General features: G+C 57.2%; 20 protein-coding genes. 12 read left to right on the top strand and 8 right to left on the bottom strand.

Annotated elements, in window-relative coordinates; all coding sequences use genetic code 11:
- Both B3M52_RS12870 and B3M52_RS12865 read right to left on the bottom strand, forming a co-directional pair.
- Window positions 1-807 carry a lysophospholipid acyltransferase family protein gene (locus B3M52_RS12870; RefSeq protein WP_075195991.1) on the bottom strand — a complete coding sequence of 269 codons (807 nt, stop codon included), beginning with the start codon at window positions 805-807 and terminating at the stop codon, window positions 1-3.
- 36 nt (window positions 808-843) lie between these two features.
- A complete protein-coding gene (locus B3M52_RS12865) occupies window positions 844-1,608 on the bottom strand; it encodes a GNAT family N-acetyltransferase (protein WP_075195990.1) in 765 nt (254 codons plus the stop codon).
- A 299-nt stretch (window positions 1,609-1,907) separates the two neighbouring features.
- On the opposite strand from B3M52_RS12865, the gene B3M52_RS12860 reads away from it, so the two are divergent.
- The 3 genes from B3M52_RS12860 to glpK all read left to right on the top strand — a co-directional run bounded on the left by B3M52_RS12860 (window position 1,908) and on the right by glpK (window position 6,036).
- Window positions 1,908-2,645: a response regulator gene (locus tag B3M52_RS12860; RefSeq protein WP_036204113.1), complete on the top strand. Its 738-nt coding sequence runs from the start codon at window positions 1,908-1,910 to the stop codon at window positions 2,643-2,645.
- 58 nt (window positions 2,646-2,703) lie between these two features.
- On the top strand, window positions 2,704-4,278 hold the full coding sequence (locus tag B3M52_RS12855; RefSeq protein ID WP_036204115.1) for an ATP-binding protein: 1,575 nt from the start codon (window positions 2,704-2,706) through the stop codon (window positions 4,276-4,278).
- Between the two features lie 276 nt (window positions 4,279-4,554).
- Window positions 4,555-6,036: a glycerol kinase GlpK gene (gene glpK, locus B3M52_RS12850; RefSeq protein WP_036204117.1), complete on the top strand. Its 1,482-nt coding sequence runs from the start codon at window positions 4,555-4,557 to the stop codon at window positions 6,034-6,036.
- Window positions 6,037-6,047: 11 nt separating this feature from the next.
- Here glpK and B3M52_RS12845 read toward each other — a convergent pair whose 3' ends face one another.
- Window positions 6,048-7,118, bottom strand: a complete 1,071-nt coding sequence (locus tag B3M52_RS12845; RefSeq protein WP_036204120.1) for an ABC transporter ATP-binding protein — start codon at window positions 7,116-7,118, stop codon at window positions 6,048-6,050.
- Window positions 7,119-7,122: 4 nt separating this feature from the next.
- On the bottom strand, window positions 7,123-8,037 hold the full coding sequence (gene argF, locus B3M52_RS12840; RefSeq protein WP_041333511.1) for an ornithine carbamoyltransferase: 915 nt from the start codon (window positions 8,035-8,037) through the stop codon (window positions 7,123-7,125).
- A gap of 312 nt (window positions 8,038-8,349) precedes the next feature.
- Here argF and grxD point away from each other — a divergent pair, with 312 nt between their 5' ends.
- Window positions 8,350-8,676, top strand: a complete 327-nt coding sequence (grxD, locus tag B3M52_RS12835; RefSeq protein WP_036204127.1) for a Grx4 family monothiol glutaredoxin — start codon at window positions 8,350-8,352, stop codon at window positions 8,674-8,676.
- 11 nt (window positions 8,677-8,687) lie between these two features.
- Here the strand turns inward: grxD and B3M52_RS12830 are convergent, their stop codons facing one another.
- From B3M52_RS12830 to B3M52_RS12815, 4 genes are all read right to left on the bottom strand, one after another.
- Window positions 8,688-9,482, bottom strand: a complete 795-nt coding sequence (locus B3M52_RS12830) for an energy transducer TonB family protein (RefSeq protein WP_036204130.1) — start codon at window positions 9,480-9,482, stop codon at window positions 8,688-8,690.
- Between the two features lie 25 nt (window positions 9,483-9,507).
- Window positions 9,508-11,748 (bottom strand): DUF1631 domain-containing protein, encoded by a 2,241-nt coding sequence (locus B3M52_RS12825; protein ID WP_036204133.1) that lies wholly within the window; start codon window positions 11,746-11,748, stop codon window positions 9,508-9,510.
- Between the two features lie 283 nt (window positions 11,749-12,031).
- Window positions 12,032-13,309, bottom strand: a complete 1,278-nt coding sequence (locus tag B3M52_RS12820) for an HlyC/CorC family transporter (RefSeq protein ID WP_041333515.1) — start codon at window positions 13,307-13,309, stop codon at window positions 12,032-12,034.
- A gap of 96 nt (window positions 13,310-13,405) precedes the next feature.
- A complete protein-coding gene (locus tag B3M52_RS12815; RefSeq protein WP_036204139.1) occupies window positions 13,406-14,212 on the bottom strand; it encodes a cytochrome C assembly family protein in 807 nt (268 codons plus the stop codon).
- Window positions 14,213-14,394: 182 nt separating this feature from the next.
- Here B3M52_RS12815 and ffh point away from each other — a divergent pair, with 182 nt between their 5' ends.
- The 8 genes from ffh (at window position 14,395) to B3M52_RS12775 (ending at window position 21,235) form a co-directional block, all read left to right on the top strand.
- Window positions 14,395-15,783 carry a signal recognition particle protein gene (ffh, locus tag B3M52_RS12810; RefSeq protein WP_075195989.1) on the top strand — a complete coding sequence of 463 codons (1,389 nt, stop codon included), beginning with the start codon at window positions 14,395-14,397 and terminating at the stop codon, window positions 15,781-15,783.
- A gap of 153 nt (window positions 15,784-15,936) precedes the next feature.
- Window positions 15,937-16,182 carry a 30S ribosomal protein S16 gene (gene rpsP, locus B3M52_RS12805; RefSeq protein WP_007154391.1) on the top strand — a complete coding sequence of 82 codons (246 nt, stop codon included), beginning with the start codon at window positions 15,937-15,939 and terminating at the stop codon, window positions 16,180-16,182.
- A gap of 32 nt (window positions 16,183-16,214) precedes the next feature.
- On the top strand, window positions 16,215-16,742 hold the full coding sequence (gene rimM / locus B3M52_RS12800) for a ribosome maturation factor RimM (RefSeq protein WP_075195988.1): 528 nt from the start codon (window positions 16,215-16,217) through the stop codon (window positions 16,740-16,742).
- Between the two features lie 3 nt (window positions 16,743-16,745).
- Complete coding sequence (gene trmD, locus B3M52_RS12795; RefSeq protein ID WP_036204148.1) at window positions 16,746-17,504, top strand: tRNA (guanosine(37)-N1)-methyltransferase TrmD; 759 nt, start codon at window positions 16,746-16,748, stop codon at window positions 17,502-17,504.
- A 26-nt stretch (window positions 17,505-17,530) separates the two neighbouring features.
- The gene (rplS, locus tag B3M52_RS12790) at window positions 17,531-17,887 is read left to right on the top strand and encodes a 50S ribosomal protein L19 (RefSeq protein ID WP_007154388.1); all 357 of its coding nucleotides are present in this window, start codon (window positions 17,531-17,533) and stop codon (window positions 17,885-17,887) included.
- Between the two features lie 109 nt (window positions 17,888-17,996).
- A complete protein-coding gene (gene xerD / locus B3M52_RS12785) occupies window positions 17,997-18,929 on the top strand; it encodes a site-specific tyrosine recombinase XerD (protein ID WP_075195987.1) in 933 nt (310 codons plus the stop codon).
- Between the two features lie 148 nt (window positions 18,930-19,077).
- Complete coding sequence (locus B3M52_RS12780; protein WP_075195986.1) at window positions 19,078-19,821, top strand: DsbC family protein; 744 nt, start codon at window positions 19,078-19,080, stop codon at window positions 19,819-19,821.
- Between the two features lie 112 nt (window positions 19,822-19,933).
- Entirely contained in the window at window positions 19,934-21,235 is a 1,302-nt protein-coding gene (locus B3M52_RS12775) for a homoserine dehydrogenase (protein WP_036204154.1), read from the top strand.
- The last annotated feature ends 7 nt before the right edge of the window (window positions 21,236-21,242 follow it).

Below are 21,242 nucleotides of genomic sequence, written 5' to 3'. Positions count from 1 at the left end.
TTACAGCTCCGGGCCGGCAACCGCTGTCGGCCCGTCTGATGCCTGGTCTGAAAGGCGTCCCGCCTGAATCTGCCGCAACCCATCGTGTACTGTCTGCCGCAAATCCCGCGTTACATCTGTCAGGTCCGTGCTGTCGTCGATAGTCACCACCGGATGGGCGATAACGCCGACCTCGACCGCCGGCTGGCGCAGCATGCGCATTAAATGATGCTGAAACTCATCGTCACCAATGAACGGCGCCAAATGGTCGGGATGGCCGTTTCTCAAATAACCGATGCTCAGAGGTTGTATGTCCACGCCTGCATCCGCCGCGGCGTGAAGCAGCCGGCTATGGAAGGGCAGGACGGTCACTCCGGCTGTGGTGGTGCCTTCGGGAAACACCAGCACCGATTGCCCGTTCAGAAGGGTGCGGGCAATTTCGTCGCGGGCCTGGCCGGCTTTGCCACTGCCGCGCTGAATGAACAGCGTGCCCGCCTGCGTGGCCAGCCAACCGATCACCGGCCAGCGGCCTACTTCCGCTTTGGACAGGAAGCGCAGGGGCACCTGTCCGCCAAGTACAGGAATGTCCGACCAGGAGATGTGGTTGCTGACATAGAGCACGGGCCTGTTGCTGAAGGTGCCCTGCGTGGACATGCGAAAGCCAAGGCAGCGACTGGCTCCGTTAAAGCAGATGCGGGCGAAGGGCGCGCGGTCGATTTGGCAACGGAACAGGGTCTCAACCAGTAACAGAGTGCCGGCAAGCGTTGCCGTCAGGCCCATGAAGCCGGTAAAGAGTACCAGTCTTGCGGTCAGGCGTATCAGTTCCATAACCAATCCTCGGGTTGCCAGGGTAGTCCCGGTTGTCTACTGGGCCTGTTTGCGCATGAAATGGCGGCTGTAGCGACTGGCCAGGTTGTTGACGTCCAGCACCACCAACAGGTCTGCGCAACGGAAGTCCGGGTCCCAGCAGGGCTCGCCGCAGACGCGGGCGCCGAGGCGCATGTAGGCCTTGATCAGCGCGGGAACGTCCACCGGGCGATCCTCGCTGACAGTGTGGGTCAGGTGCGGCATTGCCCGTAACGGGGTTACCCGGTACTCCTCGCCGGCCAGGAATTCCCGCTGCAGGTATCGGGCTATGCGCCAGGCTTTCAGGCCGCCATCTGACATACCGATACTGGCGCAGCCAATCAGGTAATCCACGTTTCGCGATACCAGGTATTCCGCAACGGATGCCCACAACAGGCTGATGGTCGCACCATTACGATAGTCCGGGTGCACGCAGGTTCTCCCAAGCTCGGCGACAGTCCCGGGGAGTTGGTAAAGGGAAGAGAGTTCGAACTCACCCTCGGAATAGAAGCCTCCGGCTTCCATGGCCTGGCTGTGGTGAAGCACTCGTGTTGTAGCGACCAGTTCACCGGTGTTCTCATCGGTGACAATCAGATGATCGCAGAATCGGTCAAACTCGTCCGCATCAATGCCAGGGACGGTAGCCCCCAGGTCAGAACCATACTCTTCCGAGAAAACCTGATAGCGCAATTTCTGAGCGGATTCAACGAGATCCGGCTGTTGGGTAATGACGGTTTTGAGCTGTCGGGCCGAGCGTGACAGGCGGGCGGTCTGGGCGTTCATGGCAATGTCTCTTTGTTTCCACTTTTCGACAAGGCTATGAATCCCGTGTGACATCGGAATGAACGGGGGATGACGACTTTGTGACAAGTCCCGTTATCGGTGTGGAGGTGTGACCTTTGTCACGGGCTGTAACGAACAGGCGGTTCCATGTATATTTCTGAATAGCATGTATAATTGCTGTTACAGGAGGTAGCCTGTATTGTCAGTTGGGTAGCTGATCTTCTGACAGGCAGCTCTGTTCCGGCCATGTGGGGTGACGTTGGCCGGACGTTTCAGAAACCGGAAAAACAAAATCAGAGATGGATGGCGTGGAACAGACGAACGAAAGTTGGCGGATTCTTATAGTCGAAGATGATGAGAGGCTGGCAGAGCTGACCAGGGAGTACCTGGAGAGTAACGGGTTGACTGTCACCCTCGAAACTCACGGTGGGAACGCGGTGGAGCGCATTCGCAAGGAACAGCCGGACCTGGTCGTGCTTGACCTGATGTTACCGGGTGAGGATGGACTGTCTATCTGCAGGCGTGCGCGGCCTTTTTATCCAGGCCCGATTATCATGCTTACTGCCCGCACGGACGATCTGGACCAAGTGCTCGGCCTGGAAATGGGTGCCGACGATTACATCGGCAAACCGGTTCAGCCAAGGGTGCTGCTGGCGAGAATCCGCGCCTTGCTGAGGCGGGTTACCGAGAATGGTTCGGTGGCTGCGGAAGAGGGTAGCGGTGAAGAACCGGTCAGGCTGCAGTTCAACAACCTGGTGGTGGACAGGTCAATGCGTGAAGCATGGTTGAGCGACGACAGTATCGACCTCACCAGCGCGGAATTCGACCTGCTCTGGCTATTGGCAAGCAATGCTGGCCGAGTGCTCAGTCGGGAGGAAATCTTCACCGCCCTGAGAGGGATCGAATACGATGGCCAGGACCGTTCGATCGATGTCCGGGTTTCGAGGATACGTCCCAAGATTGGCGACGATCCCATCCACCCGAGGCGCATTAAAACCGTACGCAGCAAAGGCTACCTGTTCGTAAAGGAAGCCTGACTGTTCAGTCTCTGGCGCTGGCCCGGCGGGGCCGGCGTTCATTGCCAGGGTTATCGCAATGCCCCTCAAGTTTTTTCTCAAGCTTTACGCCCGGCTGATTGGTCTTACCTTTCTGATTCTCCTGTTTTGTGCCGCATTGTTCCTGGGTGTGAATTCCGTCAGGGAGCAGTACTGGCAGGAGCGTTTTTCAGAGCCCCTGTTGCGTTGGCTTGTCGCGACTCCTCATCCTCAGCAACAGTATCCCTGGCTCAAGTCTTTCTACGATTTCCGGGTGACGCCGCCGGGTAACCTGTCGGTGTCCGATGTCATCATGGAGCGCCTTTCCTATGGCCAGGTAGTGGCGATGGACACCAGTATCGGCCAGCAGGTGATGGTCCGGAACGATAGCGGTGGGATCATCGACCTGCGATTTCGGGATATCTACAGCGATGTTGCCGAGGCAACCGCTCTCATCGCTCGCCTGCATCTTGATGACATGTCTTCGGATGGCAGGGAAGGTGCCATGTCGCAGCTATCCGATACGCTCGGGGTAGAGCTGATGGCGGTTCGGGATCAGGCCGCACTCCCGGATTCCGAGGTTCTCGAACGCGTCTCCGAGCGGGGTATCTCGCTATACCATCATCCCTCCCGGGATCGTGCCCAGGTGTTGATCCGTCTGGAAGATGGCACTCTCGTGGACATGGCTATGCCTGCGCCCTTCAGTCCCTGGGCATGGCCGGTAATGCTGCTATTGCTTGTAGTGGCGGGAAGCGTTCTCGCACTGGCTCTCTATCTGGCGTTAAGGGATGTAGACAGCAATCTCCGGGCCGTGGAGTCGGTGGCAATTCGCATAGCCCGCGGCGAGATGGGGGCGCGGGTGGATGCAGGCGACAGTCGCCTTGTGTCCCGGTTGGCCGCAGCCTTCAACGGTATGGCGGAGCATATTCAGCGGCTGGTAGGGGTTCAGCGGGAAATGATCCACGCGGTTTCCCATGAGCTGAGAACACCGGTTGCCCGTATTCGATTCGGTGTCCAGATGATCGAAAGCGCCAATTCTCCGGAGGCGCTCCAGAAGCAGCTTGATGGCATTGACGGCGACATCCAGGAGCTTGATGAGCTGATCGATGAAATCCTGACCTACGCCCGGTTGGAGCAGGGTGGTCCCGTATTTGCGCTTCAGGAGCGGTCGGTCAGTGATATCGTTCGCCAGGTGGTGAGCGAGCAGCAGATGGTCCGCCCGGATCACACCATCGAGGCAGACATTGACGATGAATCCGAGCGTTGGTCACTGTCTGATGTGGAGCCTCGGTATCTGCACCGGGCGGTTCAGAATCTGGTAGGAAACGCTGCACGCTACGCGGCCGGCCGCGTGAAAGTCCACTGCCAGTTTGATGAGGATAATTGCCGCATTGATGTGGAGGATGACGGCCCTGGTATTCCCGAAGAGGATTGGGAAAAAGTGTTTACTGCATTTGCTCGCCTCGATGACAGCCGTACCCGAACCTCGGGCGGTTATGGCCTTGGCCTCTCCATTGTCAGGAGAATCCTCTACTGGCATGGCGGGCAGGCGTTTGTCAGTCGCAGCGACGAGTTGGGCGGAGCCCGCTTCAGTCTGGTCTGGCCTCGCAAGAAGCCGGTGGAGCACACCCTCTAAGCCGTTTTGTGATGCGCCTCTCAGCCCCTAACCTGATGTAACAAAGGCGCAACACAACCTCAACTGAAGGCTGGGCAATCCGAGCCGATACTAAATGTGTAAGGGATGACTTTTGAGGTTGTAGTTCTTACGAACTTTCCTTGTTTCATTCGTCATTTGAGGGCCGGTTTTCCGGCCCTTTTTTTATGCCCGACTTTACCGTAGCGTTCTTAGCAATCCTTTGAGAAGATTGCAGCATTGACCAGAATAATGCTGAAGCCCCTGAAAGGACGCCCCATGACCCAGCACCTGCTCGCCATCGATCAGGGGACCACCAGTTCCCGCGCGATCATTTTCAATGCCTCCGGCCAAGCCATCGCCACGGCGCAACAGGAATTTCACCAGTACTTTCCGAAAGATGGCCAGGTGGAACATGAGGCCGGCGAAATCTGGCAAAGTACATTGGCGGTGTGCAGGGAGGTTCTCGAGTCGTCAGGGCTGGATGCCTCAACCCTGGCAGGTATCGGCATCACCAATCAGCGGGAAACCACGGTGATCTGGGATCGGAAAACCGGAGAGCCAATTCACCGCGCGATTGTCTGGCAGGATCGACGCACAGCGTCTGTTTGCACCAAACTCAAGTCCGATGGCCATGAAGGTAGGGTGGTGGAACGCACCGGGCTCCTGATCGACCCGTATTTCTCCGCCACCAAGATTGCCTGGATACTCGACCATGTGGACGGTGCCCGTCAGAGGGCGGAAGCTGGCGAGCTTGCCTTCGGTACTGTGGACTGCTGGCTGCTCTGGAATCTGACTGGTGGGCGCTCCCACAAGACCGATGCCACTAACGCCTCGCGCACCGCGTTGTTCAATATTCATAGTCAGCAATGGGACGACGAGTTGTTGACCCTCTTCCGGGTTCCCCGGGCGCTGTTGCCGGAGGTGCTCGATTCTGCCGCGGATTTTGGCACCACCGACAGGCAGTGGCTGGGGGCATCGGTGCAGGTCGCCGGTATCGCGGGCGACCAGCACGCAGCATTGATTGGGCAGGCCTGTTTCGAGCCCGGCATGGCGAAAAGCACCTATGGCACCGGTTGTTTCCTGATGCTGAATACCGGCGAAAAGGCGCTACGCTCCGAAAACCGGTTGCTGACAACCATGGCTTATCGTTTGAATGGCAAACCGTGCTACGCCATGGAAGGCAGCATCTTTGTTGCCGGCGCCGCCATGCAATGGCTCAGGGACGGGTTGAAGCTTATCAGTCACGCCAGCGAATCCTCTGATTACGCCTCGAAAGTGGGGGCGGAAAACCCTGTTTATCTGGTTCCGGCCTTTACCGGTCTGGGTGCGCCACATTGGGATCCTCACGCCCGCGGGGCGATTCTTGGCCTTACCCGGGACACCGGAATCGGCGAGATCGTCACCGCCGGCCTGCAATCCGTCTGCTATCAGACCAAGGACCTGATCCGCGCCATCCAGAACGATGGTGCGTCCCTGCAGGCACTGCGGGTGGATGGTGGCATGGTGGTCAACGACTGGGTGATGCAATTTCTGGCGGATATCCTCAACGTGCCAGTGGACCGCCCCCGCGTGACAGAGACCACGGCTCTGGGGGCGGCCTATCTGGCCGGGCTGCAGACCGGTGTATACCAGGGGCTGGACGAGATAGCACAACTCTGGGAGCGGGAACATCGCTTCGAGGCGGCTATGAAGCCGGCACTGCGGGAGACCCTGTACGCCGGCTGGCTGGATTCCGTGGAGCGGGTTTGTAATAACTGAGGCTCGGGCTCTCAGGTTCTCTCGAAGGCGATCAGATGGTCTGCCTCCACCCGGACTGGCACGTGTTCGCCCAGGTGAAAGTCCAGATGGCTCCGGAACAGGGCCTCGAACTCGGTGTCTTCCGAGCAGCGAAAGCGATAGAGCGTCGACGTCCCGGCAAAGGTCTTTTCCACCACTTTTGGCTTAAGTTCGGAGTTGGCATCGTAGACGATGTCGTCTGGCCGGATCAGCACGTCGACCAGCGTGCCGGGTTGCCAGGTGTAGGCGCGGTTGCCGCGGATGACCCCCAGCTCGGACTCAATCGTGTCCGGCCCCAACGCTTTTCCTGGAACGAAGCCTCCCTGGCCCACGAAACCTGCAACAAAACGGTTGGCGGGTTCGTGGTATAAGTTGTAGGGCACGTCCCATTGCTGTATTCCGCCGTCTTTCAGAACCGCCACCTGATCACACATGGCGAAGGCTTCCTGTTGATCGTGAGTGACCAGGATGGCACTGATGCCCAGTGTCTTGAGGATTTCCCGCACATCCAGGCTGAGTCGGCGGCGCAGATCTGCGTCGAGGTTAGAGAACGGCTCGTCCAGCAGTATCAACGTGGGTTCCGGTGCCAGGGCACGGGCAAGCGCCACCCTTTGTTGCTGCCCACCCGACAGTTCATGGGGGTAGTTGTCGGCAAGATCCTGCAGATGAACCACCTTAAGCAACTCGGTGACTTTCTGATGTTTTTCCTCGCGATCCTCTCTGCGCAAGCCGAAGCCGACGTTTTCGGCAATTGTCAGGTGTGGGAACAGGGCGTAGTCCTGAAACACCATGCCGATTCGGCGCTTCTCAGGGGCGAGAGTGCGACCGGGCAGGCTGATGGAACTGGACTGCAGGCAAATCTCACCGGTATTGATGGGAAGAAATCCTGCCAATGCCCTGAGGATGGTGCTTTTTCCGCAACCGCTGGGGCCCAGCAGGCAGCCGATATCGCCGTGACTGAGGGCAAAGTTGACGTTCCTGACCACTGAGCCATCGCCATACCCGCAGGACAGGTTGTTTACTTCCAGCAGCCAGTCAGCAGGCTGAGCCAGGCTATCGGTCATTCGGTCAGTCCAGTCGATTGAGGATCAGGAATTCCAGCAGCGCTTTCTGGGCGTGCAAGCGGTTTTCGGCTTCGTCCCAGACCACCGAACGCGGGTGTTCCATCATGTCCGCGGATATCTCCTCGCCACGGTGCGCCGGCAGGCAGTGCATGAACAGGGCGTCCTTGTCCGCCAATTTCATCAGCGAGGGATTGATCTGGTAGTTCTGGAAGACTCTCTGACGGGCTTTCTGTTCATCTTCCTGCCCCATGGAGGCCCAGACATCCGTGACCAGGAGATCGGCACCTCTGGCGGCTTCAGCCGGATCATGAACCACAGACACCCGATCCTGATGGGTTTTCAGCAATTCACTGTCAGGTTCGTAACCCTCCGGGCAGGCAACGCGCAGGTTAAAGCCGAACTGCGTTGCTGCATTGATGTAGGACTGGCACATGTTGTTGCCATCGCCAACCCAGGCAACCGTACCGCCACGAATGCTGCCGCGATGTTCCCGGTACGTCTGCATGTCGGCCAGCAGCTGGCAAGGATGGAAATCATCTGTCAGAGCGTTGATGACGGGCACTCTGGAGGCCGCCGCGAATGCGTCGACGGTATCGTGGGAAAACGTCCGGATCATGACAGCGTCCACCATGCTGGAAATCACGATGGCGGAGTCTTCAATGGGTTCTCCTCGTCCGAGCTGGGTATCACGGGGAGAGAGGAACAGAGCAGCGCCACCGAGCTGGGTCATGCCCGCCTCGAAGGATACCCGCGTACGGGTTGACGACTTCTCGAAGATCATTGCCAGGACACGATTCTTCAGGGTTTCGCGCACGACGCCCTGGCGCCAATCGTTGCGGAGTTTAGTGCCGTGGTCGACCAGACTTTCAAGCTCGTCGGAGCTTAAGTCATTGAGTGTGAGAAAATGTCTTGCTGCCATGGAGTGGCCCTTAATTAATCGATAACCCTATCCAAGAAATCCGGATCTATTCGTGGTTACAACCGGCCCGCGGTGGTCATTGTCCTGAAACGGCAATACGCCAGCACGCGGTGAGAGCCGCACTGGCGGGAAATACGGAAACGGAGGTTGCCTGAAAGGCAGGGGCTCAAGTCTAGCCCGTCAGGGGGCTGAAGACAACGCCAGGGCATATGCAGGTGTCAGGCGGTGTTTGGTGAGCGTCACGGGACGTGTACAATAGTGTCAGGCATGTCGCAACCGGGCGACCCCGTTTCCAATGAGAGGTGAGAGTTCATGGACATCAACGAAACCATCAAGAGCCAGCTTGAGGAAAACGCCATTATCCTCTATATGAAAGGCACTCCACAGGCTCCGCAGTGCGGTTTCTCAGCGAAGACCGTCCAGGCGCTGATGGCATGCGGCGAGCGGTTCGCCTTTGTAAATATTCTTGATAACCAGGAATTGCGTGAAGGCCTCAAGGTCTATTCAAGCTGGCCCACCTACCCGCAGCTCTATATCAATGGTGAGCTGGTAGGCGGCTGCGACATTATTCTCGAAATGTCGGAAAGTGGTGAGCTGGCCGAGCAGGTCAAAGCCGCTGCGAAACAGGCAGAAGCCTGAGTTAACCGTGTTTAAAGTCGTTCCGGGGCGAAAATGAGTTCGACCCGGAATTGCTTCCTTCCTGAGTATTCTTCCGGTGGTTTTGGATAAGGGCTGGCTAGCAGGGCAGCCTGATAAATCGCTCGGTCTATGTCGTTGAACCCCGTCGATTTGGTGACCTTGGCACCAGTAAGTGCTCCGCTTGGGAGTAGTTTCAGCTCAAGTTGACTGCTCACCGGCTCGGTGACACTGCGGCTGGAAGGAACCGGTCGTTTGCCGAGTTCCTTACCAATGTGTACGGCCAGGCTTGCCGTATAGGGATCCACATCTCGTGGCGACGATGTTATCCGAGTGACCTTTTCCGGCGTGTCCTCCACCGGTTGCTCCGGGTTGCCTGCGGCAGTAGCGGCCGAGTCCTGCGAGGGCGTTGTCCGTGCTGGAGATTGGGGCTCCACCACGGGTGTTTGTGGTGATGGCGCCGAACGCGCAGTTGGTTCTTTGTGCCGGGGATGACTGGTGTCGACTTGCGGCGATTCCACAGCAACGGGGTCACGCTGGTCGCTGGTGGACGTTGGTTCAGTTGTGATCGTGTTACGGTCCGGAGCTGTCGCGCGAGTCGACGATGTCGCGCTGGCGGCGGATTCCGGCAAGGGAATACTGCCAGGACTGACCAGTTCCACTTTCACCGTCTGGCGATGGCTTTCCGCGCTTGGAGCCGTATAGGGAAGGGTGGCCATTATCAGGGTATGAAGCAGTAAGGCAACCGATATCGCCAGGGTGATCCGGTATTTGTCCGGGAGGCCGGTAACACTGCCATACTCCAGCATTGTTGCTCAGACGCTCCCAGTGCTTTTAACCTGCCTTGCTCCGCAAGCTGCCCACGACTGCGTCCAGCGCCCGGTCAATCAGCGCTCCCTGCTCAAGGACGGTCAGACGGCCGCGCCGCATCTCATGGGCCAGGTCGGTGCGGGTTTTCTCGATCACCTTGAGCCCCATGCGATTTACGAAAACAAAGCAGTCTGCTTCCTCAATGATGGCGGACAGTTTGCAGCGGAAGCTGGCCCCGTTGACCAGGTTGAACTCCACCCAATTGCCGATTTCAATAGCATCGATCTGTGCCACATATTCGGCGATGGCGGCGTCCTCAAGCTCCTGTTGGCGCTCAATGGCAGTCTGATGAGCCGTGGGGATGTCTTCTTCGGGTTCCGGTTCGGGAGAGTCCTCCATGGCCTCGGCCAGCGCGTTGGCCCGAAAAGCTTCCGTTAACTCGTGCTTGAGGTCCGCCATCATCTCATCCAGCTTGGATGAGTTGTAGGAAACCTCTTCAAGCCCGGCCCGGAGTGACTTCAGCAAGCCGGGAACCACGCGAACCCACTGATCCCGCTCTTCATCTTCCTGATGCGGATGCAGGCACCAAATGAGGTCATCCACCACGCGGACAGTCTGTAGCCAGCGGTGTTCCACGTCGTCCCTCAGGTAAGCCAGGAACATCACTCGGCTCCAGCCGTTGATCAGGATGTTCCGCACTGGCTCCTGAAGCTTGTATCGCGCCAGTTTTTTCTGCAGCAACTGATCGACGGTTTCCTGAGCTTTCTGCGATTTGATACGTCCGCGCTCGGATTCCCGGGTGCGCTGCTCCACCAGGGAGGACTTGCGGTTTTCCCTTGCCAGGAACTGTTCGAACTCCTCGCCCAGGGTTTCAAAGAGTGTTACGTCACCATCGAATTCGTTCAGTATGCGAACGACAATGGCGTGGATCTGCTCGTACAGCTTGTCGCGGGTTTTCTCGTCACTCTCGCTCCAGCCAATGCCGGCCCGTGCCAGGGAGTTCAGCAGGCGGCGGGCTGGGTGAGTTGCTTTACTGAAGAATGACTTGTCCTTGATCACCACCTTGAGGATGGGGATCTGTAATCGGCTGATCAGGACCTGCACGGGGGCCGAGAGGTTGTAATCGTCGAGAATGAATTCAAACAACATGGACACGAGGTTGATCAGGTCCTCGTCCATTTCCGCCAACGCCGGCTTTTTGCCATCGCTGGTCGTTCCGGCCTGTGCCAGCAACTGTTGGACAACCTGATGGAGGTCAACCATCACCGGCTCGCCGGCACTCAGGTTGCCGCTAATCTGTTCGCCAGGGGGGTGTTGGGGAAGTGAGCCGAGCAGACTTGCCAGTTCCGCTCCCCCAACGACATGAATATTGGGGTCGGATGCCCGCGGCGGAATGCCTGCGTTGGCGCGCTGGAGCGCCAGCATCTGCCGGATCTGGTCGAACATGGCGCCTTCATGGTGCCCTTGCTGACTTTCCGCAGCAGCGGGTTCCGTCATCGCGCTGGCGTTCCCACCTGTTTCGTCAGCGTGAGTGCCGGATGCTGTCTTGCTCTGCTGTTTACCAGCCTTGCCGTGGTAGCGGAAATTCGGAATCACGCCGGCCTGGATGAGGATTCGGTTGGCTTCGTCCAGCAACATGCCAAGGTTGGAAACAACGTAACGATCAAATTGCTTGAGCAGAATCAGGCGTTCGCGTATCTGGATTTCCAGCGCCTGGATGGCTTCCACAAAGGCGCTGCAGAGATGTTCTGGCGCCATGGGGTTAACCGGCGCTTCGTCACTGGCGCCCGGATAAACCACGCTGAAGCGTGTCTGCAGTTGTAACAGGGGACCCTGAAAGTGGACCTTGGACTTGGTGATCATGGCATTGAGGGCAACCTGTTCTTCCAGGTCGTCGTCGCCTACCAGCGACAGGCTGTCTGAGCTGGTCTGGCTGGCTAGACTTTCGTCGGCTGCCACGCTGCCGCTTTGAGGCGGATTGGCGAACAGTTGTGCTACCGCATTCTGGAAGTGACGCTCTACACCCTTCCGCTTGATACGGATTTCGCGCATGGCCTCGAAATAGCGGTTCTGCTCGTTGTTGCTTCTGGCGTTGTTTGCCAGCTCGAACAGCGAGTCATCAACTGCATCAAATGCACCCTGCAACAAATCCCCCAGTCCAGCAACGACAGTGTCGCGGATGCGAACCACCTGCGCAGGTACGGGATTTGAGCTCCCTGCCTCCCGGTGCTCGCGGAGATAATGTATGCCGGACTGCTTATTCATGGCCGACTCCTGTGTACGCCTCAACCGGATACATGACCGAGCTTACAGCTGTATTTTTTCTTTATACGTTAAATCTACCGCATTTTAACACACGGTAACATGACCAAACGCTAACAAAACCCACTAATGTTCCAAAGCACCCTAAGGAACGGCGGATCATATGCCTTACGGCATGTTGTTATTATTTTTTGCGTGACTCCAGTCTTGGGTGGAACCGCATTTCGGTCAAGAAAAATATTAAAATTTGATCTTTCTAAATAGTCAGGTGTTATAGCCAGATGATCTAGCCCATAGCGCGCTTTTTCTTCTTTTTGGGGTGAACGATCGCAGCCTTGACCACATTGTCCTTGATTTGGAGCACCTCAACGCGGTGCCCGCCCACCTTCAGGCACACGTTGGTGTCCGGGATGTTTTCCAGGGTTTCGGTGATGAGGCCGTTGAGTGTTTTGGGACCATCAATAGGTAGCTTCCAGCCAAGGGTTTTGTTGATGGTTCGCACAGCGGACGTACCATCGATGATGTATGTGCCGTCGTCCTGGGGAATGATGTCGGGGCTGGTGGCGGCGTAATCGGTGGTGAATTCGCCAACGATCTCCTCAAGAATGTCTTCCAGTGTCGCCAGGCCGAGTACTTCTCCGTACTCGTCAACAACGATGCCGAAGCGTCGTTTCTCCTTCTGAAAGTTGATCAGTTGGGTGTTGAGGGGTGTGCTTTCCGGAATGAAATAGGGCTCACGGCACAGCTGCATCAGCATGGCCTTGTTGATTTCATCGTGAAGCAGGAGTTTTGAGGCGTTGCGCAGGTGAAGCACGCCCTGAATGTTGTTGATGTCCCCCTTGAACACCGGCAAGCGAGTGTGCTGACTGCTTCTTAGTTGGCGCAGGATGGTGTCCAGGTCATCATCCAGATCGATGCCGACCACCTCGTTGCGTGGCACCATGATGTCGTTCACGGTCACTTTCTCAAGGTCGAGGATGCTAACCAGCATGTCCTTGTGTTTGGCTGGGATCAGTGCGCCCGCCTCATTTACAAGGGTTCTCAGTTCTTCGCGGCTGAGGTGCTCGTTGGCGGCATCGTCGGCGGACACGCCGATGATCTTCAGGATGGCGCCTGTAAACAGATTAACCGCCCAAACCACGGGATAGAGTAATTTGAGCAGCGGTCCCAGTACGTGGCTGGCTGGAAAGGCAATCTTTTCGGGAAACAGTGCAGCAAGGGTTTTGGGGGTGACTTCCGCAAAAATCAGGATAACGATGGTCAGCAGAACGGTGGCAATGGCAATCCCGGCGTCGCCCCAAATGCGGATGGCGATCACCGTGGCGATGGCTGAGGCAAAGATGTTGACGAAGTTGTTGCCGATCAGGATGACGCCGATCAGCTGGTCGGTGCGATTGAGGAGAGACTGGGCTCTGCGGGCGCCTCTATGGCCGGTCTTGGCCATGTGCTTCAGCCGGTACCGGTTCAGTGACATCATCCCGGTTTCAGAGCTGGAGAAGAAGGCGGAAAGCAGGATGAGTCCTGCCAGGATGATGAACAGCGCAGTAAGCGATGTTTCGTTCAAGACTGAGTGTCCTTATGTTGCCGACAAGTTGGGAAAATAGGTGGTTGAAAGTCGGGGTGTCAAGTTGGTGTCTGTCCGGGGAAATTCATGGTAGCGTCAGCCGCCCCGGTGAAAGATCAGTTCCAGCACGAACTTGCTTCCATAGAAGGCGAGCATTAACAGGGCGCACCCTGCCAGTGTCCAGCGGCTGGCGGTAATGCCGCGCCAGCCCTTCGTGTAGCGTCCGATCAGCAATGCGATGAAGACGATGAGTGACAACAGCGAGAACAGCGTTTTGTGGGCCAGATCCTGAGCGAACAGGTCGTCAATGAACAGGGCGCCGGTCACGATGGCCAGAATCAGCATGACCACGCCTGCCCACACCAGCTCGAACAGCAATGACTCCATGGTCTGCAGCGGCGGCAGGTTGCGTATCAGGACGCTGTTATAGTTCTGTTTGAGCTGGCGATTCTGCAGGTAAAGCAGCACCGCCTGTATGGCGGCCAGCGTAAACAGGCTGTAGGCTGTCACCGACAGTGCGATATGGGAGAGCATGCCGTAGTGGTCTTCCGGCACCAATCGGGAAGGGGAGTGAGTAATCAGACCCATAATGATGGTCAGCGCTGCCAGCGGGTAAACGCCAAGGAAAAGGCTTTGTACCGGTTTGCGAAGGTTGAGGGCTAGCAGCAAAAAAGCGATCAGCCAGGAAATAAGGACAGAGCTTTGGAAGAAGCCGAAATCGAAACCGCCTTCACGATGAACGGTCTGGGCAATCAACAGTCCATGTGCTGTCAGGGCCAGCAGGCCGATAAGGGTGGTGATGGCAATGCTGGTGTGTACCCGTCCCCGGAAGCTGAGAGCCTGCAGGGCGGTACCTACGCTGTAAAGCAATAACGAAGTGACCGCGAGGATCAACGTTCCCATGACGTCCTTTTTATAACCACTTTCTGACTCGAGATCGGCGGGGTTCCACGCCGATTTGACCGGGCTGGTCGTTTCAGGGCGATAGTCTGGTTATAATGTCGCGATTATGCAACAGGAATCAAGGAACCTGATCGGGTTCCGGTGTTTCATGCAACCAATTTATCCGGGTACGGAAGAGCAACATGTTTGAAAACCTCCAGGACCGACTTTCCGGCAGTCTGCGCAAGATATCTGGGCAGGCGCGGCTGACCGACGACAATATAAAGGAAACGCTGCGTGAAGTGCGCATGGCGCTGTTGGAGGCGGACGTTGCCCTGCCTGTGGTCAAGGCATTCATTGAGGGCGTGCGTCAGCGGGCAATCGGGCAGGAAGTTCAGCGTAGCCTGAGTCCGGGCCAGGTATTCGTGAAGGTTGTCCAGCAGGAGCTGGAACGCGTGATGGGGGATGGCAACGAATCCCTCAACCTGGCAGTACAGCCACCGGCAGTGATTATGATGGCCGGCTTGCAGGGTGCCGGTAAGACCACCACGGTGGCCAAGCTTGCCCGCTTCCTTAAGGAAAGGCAGAAAAAGTCCGTTCTGGTGGTGAGCGCCGACGTGTATCGCCCGGCGGCCATTCGTCAGCTGGAAACGCTGGCCGGTGAAGTGGGTGTGGAGTTCTTTCCCAGTTCTGAGGACCAGGACCCTGTTGATATCGCCAATGGCGCCATGGATGCAGCCCGCAAGAAACATGTTGATGTTGTGATTCTGGATACCGCCGGCCGCCTGCACGTCGATGAGCAGATGATGGGCGAGATTGGTCGTCTTCATAAAGCCGTCAACCCGGTTGAAACCCTGTTTGTGGTCGACGCCATGACGGGCCAGGATGCTGCCAATACGGCCAGGGCCTTTAATGATGCGCTGCCACTGACGGGCGTTGTCCTGACCAAGACCGATGGTGATGCCCGTGGCGGTGCCGCGCTGTCGGTGCGTCACATTACTGGCAAGCCGATCAAGTTCCTGGGTGTGGGCGAGAAGTCCGATGCCCTGGAGCCATTCCACCCTGACAGGGTGGCGTCCCGGATTCTGGGTATGGGGGATGTGCTCTCCCTTATAGAGGAAGCCGAGCGCAAGATTGATCAGAAGAAAGCCCAGAAACTGACAAAGAAGATCAAGAAGGGTAAGAGCTTTGATCTTGAAGACTTCCGTGACCAGCTTCAGCAGATGAAAAGCATGGGCGGCATCGGCGGTCTGATGGATAAGCTGCCCGGTATGGGCCAGATGGCACAGATGGCCCAGCAACAGGTCAATGACAAGTCCATGGGGCAGATGGAGGCCATTATCTGCTCGATGACGGCAAAGGAGCGCCGCTACCCGGATGTGATCAATAACTCTCGCAAGCGCCGCATTGCGACGGGGTCCGGTACGCAAATCCAGGATGTGAATCGTCTGCTAAAGCAGCACAAGCAAATGCAGAAAATGATGAAGAAATTCGGCAAGAAGGGCGGAATGGCTAACATGATGCGCGGTCTTGGCGGTATGATGCCGCCGGGTGGCGCAGGCGGTGGTATGCCTCCGCGTGGGCGTATGTAGAAACCGGGATGTTTTCCCTGTTTTCTTTGGCGTTCATTTAGCATAGAATAGCGCCCCTTTCGAGTATGGGTCTTCGCGCCAGCCAGTGATTTCTGAAGCTTGGCGGGTGTGAATCGTACAAAGTTCGTACAACAGAACAGGATATTGGTCGAAATGGTAATAATCCGTTTGGCTCGTGGCGGCTCCAAGAAGCGCCCGTTCTACCATCTGACAGTGACAGATAGCCGCAAATCCCGCGACGGTCGTTTTATCGAGCGTGTTGGTTTCTTCAACCCGGTTGCCCGTGGCCAGGAAGAGCGTCTGCGTATTGATCGTGATCGCATCGATCATTGGCTGGGTCAAGGCGCCCAGACCAGCGAGCGCGTTGCACAGCTGCTGAAAGGCGCTGCTGCAGAGTAATTGAAAGAACGTTTCACCACCGGGGTTAGGGTATGGCTCAACATTCGCAGGAAACTGTGATTGGTCAGATTACCTCGGTGTTTGGGGTTAAGGGGTGGCTCAAGGTCTACTCCTATACTGACCCCAAGGACGGAATACTGAACTACCGGGACTGGACCTTGGTTCACAACGGCAAGCGTATCCCGGCCAGGCTTGAGGAAGGTCGCCGGCAAGGCCAGGGGATCGTCGTCAGGCTGAAAGGTATCGATGATCGTGAAGTGGCCCGCAGTTACTGTGGTGCCGACGTTGTTGTGTCTACCGAGGAATTGCCGCAGCTCCCCGAAGGGGAATACTACTGGCATCAACTGGAAGGCCTTGACGTTTTCACGACAGAGGATGAGTGCCTGGGTAAGGTGCATCATCTGATAGAAACAGGCTCCAACGACGTCCTGGTGGTGCGGGCAACCGACGCCTCCATTGACCAGCGTGAGCGGCTGATTCCCTATCTTCCGGACCAAGTGGTCCGGAGTGTGGATCTGGCCGGCTCGCGTTTGGTGGCCGACTGGGATCCGGAGTTCTGACGGGTGTGGATTGGCGCAGTCAGTCTGTTCCCGGAGATGTACGCTGCGGTGACGGATTACGGGATTACCGGAAGGGCCGTTCGTGATGGTCTGTTGACGTTCACGGCCTGGAATCCTCGGGAATTCACTCATGATCGTCACCGAACGGTAGACGACCGGCCTTACGGTGGAGGCCCCGGTATGCTGATGAAAATTCAGCCACTGCGGGATGCCATCCATGCGGCAAGGGAGTCTGCACCCGGACGCGCCTGCGTGGTTTATCTGTCTCCCCAGGGGGAGGCGATGAATCAGGGCGTGGTTGAATCGCTGGCAGCGGAAGAGAGTCTTATTCTCGTCGCTGGGCGATATGAGGGTGTTGATGAGCGCCTGATATCGGCGGAAGTCGATCGGGAGGTGTCACTGGGAGATTTCGTGCTTTCCGGTGGCGAGTTGGCGGCCATGGCTGTCATTGATGCGGTTACACGCCTCATCCCCGGAGCGCTGGGTCATGCGCAGTCGGCAGAGCAGGATTCCTTTGCTGACGGTTTGCTGGATTGTCCGCACTACACCCGGCCGGAGGTTTACGAAGGTCAGGCTGTGCCGGATGTTTTGTTAGGCGGTCACCATGATCAGATCCGGCGTTGGCGGCTGAAACAGTCGTTGAGGCGAACCCGGGAGCGACGCCCCGACCTGCTGGATAAGCGGGTGTTTACGGACGAAGAGCGTGAGCTGCTGGAAGAGATTTTGAACGAACCGGGTGCCTCTGAATCATCAGGGCATTAAAAGATTGGGTATCAGGAGCACATACGATGAGCGGCAAGAACAACATCATCAGTCAAATTGAATCAGAGCAGATGACCAAGGAAATCCCTGCCTTTGCGCCGGGTGATACCGTGGTAATCCAGGTTCGCGTTACCGAGGGCAACCGTGAGCGTCTGCAGGCGTTCGAAGGCGTTGTGATCGGCAAGCGCAACCGTGGCATGAACTCTTCCTTCACTGTACGGAAAGTGTCCTACGGTGTGGGTGTTGAGCGTACCTTCCAGACCTTCTCCAAGCTGATCGACAGCATCAGTGTGAAGCGTCGTGGTGACGTTCGCCAGGCTAAGCTTTACTACCTGCGCGACCTGTCTGGCAAGGCAGCTCGTATCAAGGAAAAGCTGGGCTGATCAGCAGAAGTTGCTGGTACAGTTCGTCAGGAAAAGGCAGCCCAAGGCTGCCTTTTTCGTATCCGGTTGCCGGAACTTTTCGTGCCCGTTTCGTTTCGAGTAGGCCGCCATGCCCCGGAAACCCACCTCCAGAGTTGAGCTTAGATCCCAGGATGAAGCGGTCATTGTGCGCTTCACCGATGCCATCTGGCTTGAAGATGGCTTGGGCGAAAAAACCCGTCAGGCGTACCGGAGTGATCTTGAGCGGTTGGCGGCCTGGCTGCAGGAGCAGCCGGGAACGCCCCTGCTGACCGAGGTGCGCCGGACCGACTTGCTGGGCTGGATATCCCGTGGGTTGTCTGATGGTTTCAAAACCTCCACGGCTGCCCGTCGCCTCTCCGGTCTTCGTCGTTTTTTCCGCTACCTTTTGCGAGAAGGCGTGATCGCTGAAGACCCTACACTGCGAATAGATAGCCCCCGCCTTCCTCGACGGTTGCCGGATTCTTTGTCGGAAGACGACGTGGAAAACCTGTTGTCGGAACCCGATCCTGAAGTGCCCATTGAGCTTCGCGACAAGGCGATGATGGAAATCCTGTACGGCTGCGGTTTGCGGGTTTCGGAGCTTGTGGCTTTAACGGTGGATGAGGTGAACCTGCGCCAGGGGGTGATCAGGATTGTTGGCAAGGGAAATAAGGAGCGCCTGGTTCCGCTTGGTGAAGAGGCAGTTGATTGGCTGGTACGTTACATGAGGGAGGGGCGAGGTGAGCTTCTCAAGGGGCGGGCCAGCAACGCACTGTTTCCGGGTAACCGTCCCGCTGCGATGACGCGGCAGACCTTCTGGCATCGGATCAAACATTACGCACTCCGTGCTGGAATTCACAAGCATCTGTCACCCCATACCCTTCGCCATGCCTTTGCGACGCATCTGTTGAATCATGGTGCCGACTTACGGGTGGTTCAGATGTTACTTGGGCATTCGGACTTGTCGACAACCCAGATATACACCCATGTGGCACGTCAGCGATTACAATCGCTGCATCAGGCTCACCATCCGCGCGGTTAGTTAGGGTGTCGTAACATCCCGGGTTAGTCGGCGGGCATGGCGCTTGGTACACTGAACTTTTTGCGGGCAGCGGTGTCGCACAAACTCGGCGGAATTCGCCGTCTGACAGGCTATATACCTTCGTGATTCTGGAAAACTGGAAACCAATATGCTGATCAAGAACTTGTTTAAACCCTTGCTGCCACTGGTGCTCGCGGCTCTGGCGGCTGGCGCTCACACTGCTCATGCGGGCGAGGTCGAGGATGCGATTGCCGACAAACTCACCGCAGCGATTCCGGGGCTGAAGATATCCGATGTCCGCAAGTCGGAGGCTGAGGGTTTGTACGAGGTGTACAGTAATAACGGCGATACCATTTTCACAACGGCCGATGGTCAGTATCTCCTGACCGGCGACCTGCTGAAAGTGACCGCGAACGGTATTGCCAATATCTCTGAACAGGGCAGGGCGTCCCAGCGCGCTCAAACCATGGACGAGTTCGGTGATGAGGGGCTGATCAGTTTTCCGGCCAAGGGCACCGAAAAGGCTTCTATTGCTGTGTTCACCGATATCGATTGCCCATACTGCCGCAAGCTGCATGACGAGGTTCCGCGACTGAACGAATTGGGTATTACTGTCAATTACTATGGCTTTCCCCGTTCCGGCCCCAATACGCCCTCTTTTCGCAAGTATATTTCCGTCTGGTGTTCCGATGATCCGCAGGCTGCCATGAATGCCGCCAAGCAGGGTCGATCCGTGGATGATCAGAGCTGCGAGAACCCGGTCAGGGAGCAATTCGAGCTGGGTAGTCGCGTCGGTGTGACGGGTACCCCGGCGATCGTACTGGAAGACGGTAATATGGTGCGTGGTTACGTGCCGTCTGAAAAACTGGCTGAAGGCCTGGGGCTGCTCTGATAGGCTACGGAATGCCTTGTTTGCCTGTTCATCAGGCGGGGCTTATTCGGGCGCCCGTTAACCGTTATACTATCGCTCCCCACAGCAACCCATCGGGAACAGAGGTGAAAGCTTGAAAGACGTCAATGTCGGAATCTGCGGACTGGGAACAGTCGGTGGTGGTACGTTCAACGTACTGACCCGTAATGCCAGCCTGATCACAGGCCGGACAGGTTTCAATCTCCGTATTGCCCGGGTGGCGACACGCACCCCGCGCAATGATATTGATCTGGGGGATATCCCGTTCAGTACCGACATTTTTGACGTGGTGAACGACCCGTCTGTGGATGTTGTGGTCGAATTGATTGGTGGTTACGAAACCGCTCGGGAGCTGGTGCTGGCTGCCATCCGAAATGGCAAGCACGTAGTCACCGCCAACAAGGCGTTGATTGCGGTCCATGGCAACGAGATTTTCGAGGCAGCGGCGAAGCAGAATGTGATCGTTTCCTACGAGGCTGGCGTTGCTGGCGGTATCCCCGTCATCAAGGCTGTTCGCGAAGGCATGGCCGCCAACCGCGTTGACTGGATCGCCGGCATCATCAACGGCACCGGTAACTATATTCTCACCGAGATGCGCGCCGGTCGCGAGTTCGCTGAAGTGCTGAAAGAAGCTCAGGACCTGGGGTATGCCGAGGCGGACCCGACCTTCGATGTGGAAGGCATTGACGCTGCACACAAATTGACGATCCTGGCCTCTGCAGGCTTTGGTGTGCCGCTGCAATTTGAAAAAGCCTACACCGAGGGGATTTCGGAAATCACCCCTTACGACATCGCTCACGCGGAAATTCTTGGTTATCGCATCAAGCACCTGGGGATCGCACGTCGCCGCGATGAGGGCATCGAGTTGCGGGTGCATCCCACGCTGGTTCCGCGCAGCCATCTCATTGCACAGGTGGATGGTGTGTTGAACGCAGTTCTGGTGGACGGTGATGCCGTTGGCCAGACCATGTATTACGGCCCCGGCGCCGGCGATGAGGCCACGGCATCAGCGGTTATCGCCGATATCATCGACGCGGCCCGTTCCGTGGCTGCCAAGAGCAACCAGCGGGTTCCCTACCTTGGCTTCGAGCCTGCGGCAATGGAAGATCTGCCGGTGCTGCCGATGGAGGATGTTCAGTCCGCCTATTACCTGCGCATACAGGCGCTGGACCGTCCCGGCGTGCTGGCGAAAGTCGCTTCCATTCTCAGTGAGCACGGCATCAACATCGAGTCCATTATGCAGAAGGAATCGGAGCTGAAAGATGGCCGCATCCCGGTAATTATCCTGACCCACACGGTCCAGGAGCGACAGATCAACCGCGCTATTGAAGAGCTGGAAGCCCTGAGCGATATCGACGAAAAAGTCGTCCGTATCCGCGCCGAAAACTTTAACTGACAGGAAC

Origin of the sequence: Marinobacter sp. UBA2688, from assembly GCF_002352785.1 — a bacterium.
GTDB lineage: Bacteria > Pseudomonadota > Gammaproteobacteria > Pseudomonadales > Oleiphilaceae > Marinobacter > Marinobacter salarius.
Note: the sequence above shows the minus strand (reverse complement) of the source record. Positions and strands in the feature narration are given on the sequence as shown.

Coding starts and splice junctions, on each gene's coding strand:
- B3M52_RS12780 (WP_075195986.1), top strand. CDS start 19,078: ATGCTGATCAAGAACTTGTTTAAACCCTTGCTGCCACTGGTGCTCGCG.
- ffh (WP_075195989.1), top strand. CDS start 14,395: ATGTTTGAAAACCTCCAGGACCGACTTTCCGGCAGTCTGCGCAAGATA.
- B3M52_RS12855 (WP_036204115.1), top strand. CDS start 2,704: ATGCCCCTCAAGTTTTTTCTCAAGCTTTACGCCCGGCTGATTGGTCTT.
- B3M52_RS12845 (WP_036204120.1), bottom strand. CDS start 7,118: ATGACCGATAGCCTGGCTCAGCCTGCTGACTGGCTGCTGGAAGTAAAC.
- B3M52_RS12865 (WP_075195990.1), bottom strand. CDS start 1,608: ATGAACGCCCAGACCGCCCGCCTGTCACGCTCGGCCCGACAGCTCAAA.
- rimM (WP_075195988.1), top strand. CDS start 16,215: ATGGCTCAACATTCGCAGGAAACTGTGATTGGTCAGATTACCTCGGTG.
- argF (WP_041333511.1), bottom strand. CDS start 8,037: ATGGCAGCAAGACATTTTCTCACACTCAATGACTTAAGCTCCGACGAG.
- B3M52_RS12860 (WP_036204113.1), top strand. CDS start 1,908: ATGGATGGCGTGGAACAGACGAACGAAAGTTGGCGGATTCTTATAGTC.
- rpsP (WP_007154391.1), top strand. CDS start 15,937: ATGGTAATAATCCGTTTGGCTCGTGGCGGCTCCAAGAAGCGCCCGTTC.
- B3M52_RS12870 (WP_075195991.1), bottom strand. CDS start 807: ATGGAACTGATACGCCTGACCGCAAGACTGGTACTCTTTACCGGCTTC.
- glpK (WP_036204117.1), top strand. CDS start 4,555: ATGACCCAGCACCTGCTCGCCATCGATCAGGGGACCACCAGTTCCCGC.
- B3M52_RS12815 (WP_036204139.1), bottom strand. CDS start 14,212: ATGGGAACGTTGATCCTCGCGGTCACTTCGTTATTGCTTTACAGCGTA.
- xerD (WP_075195987.1), top strand. CDS start 17,997: ATGCCCCGGAAACCCACCTCCAGAGTTGAGCTTAGATCCCAGGATGAA.
- B3M52_RS12830 (WP_036204130.1), bottom strand. CDS start 9,482: ATGCTGGAGTATGGCAGTGTTACCGGCCTCCCGGACAAATACCGGATC.
- grxD (WP_036204127.1), top strand. CDS start 8,350: ATGGACATCAACGAAACCATCAAGAGCCAGCTTGAGGAAAACGCCATT.
- B3M52_RS12825 (WP_036204133.1), bottom strand. CDS start 11,748: ATGAATAAGCAGTCCGGCATACATTATCTCCGCGAGCACCGGGAGGCA.
- rplS (WP_007154388.1), top strand. CDS start 17,531: ATGAGCGGCAAGAACAACATCATCAGTCAAATTGAATCAGAGCAGATG.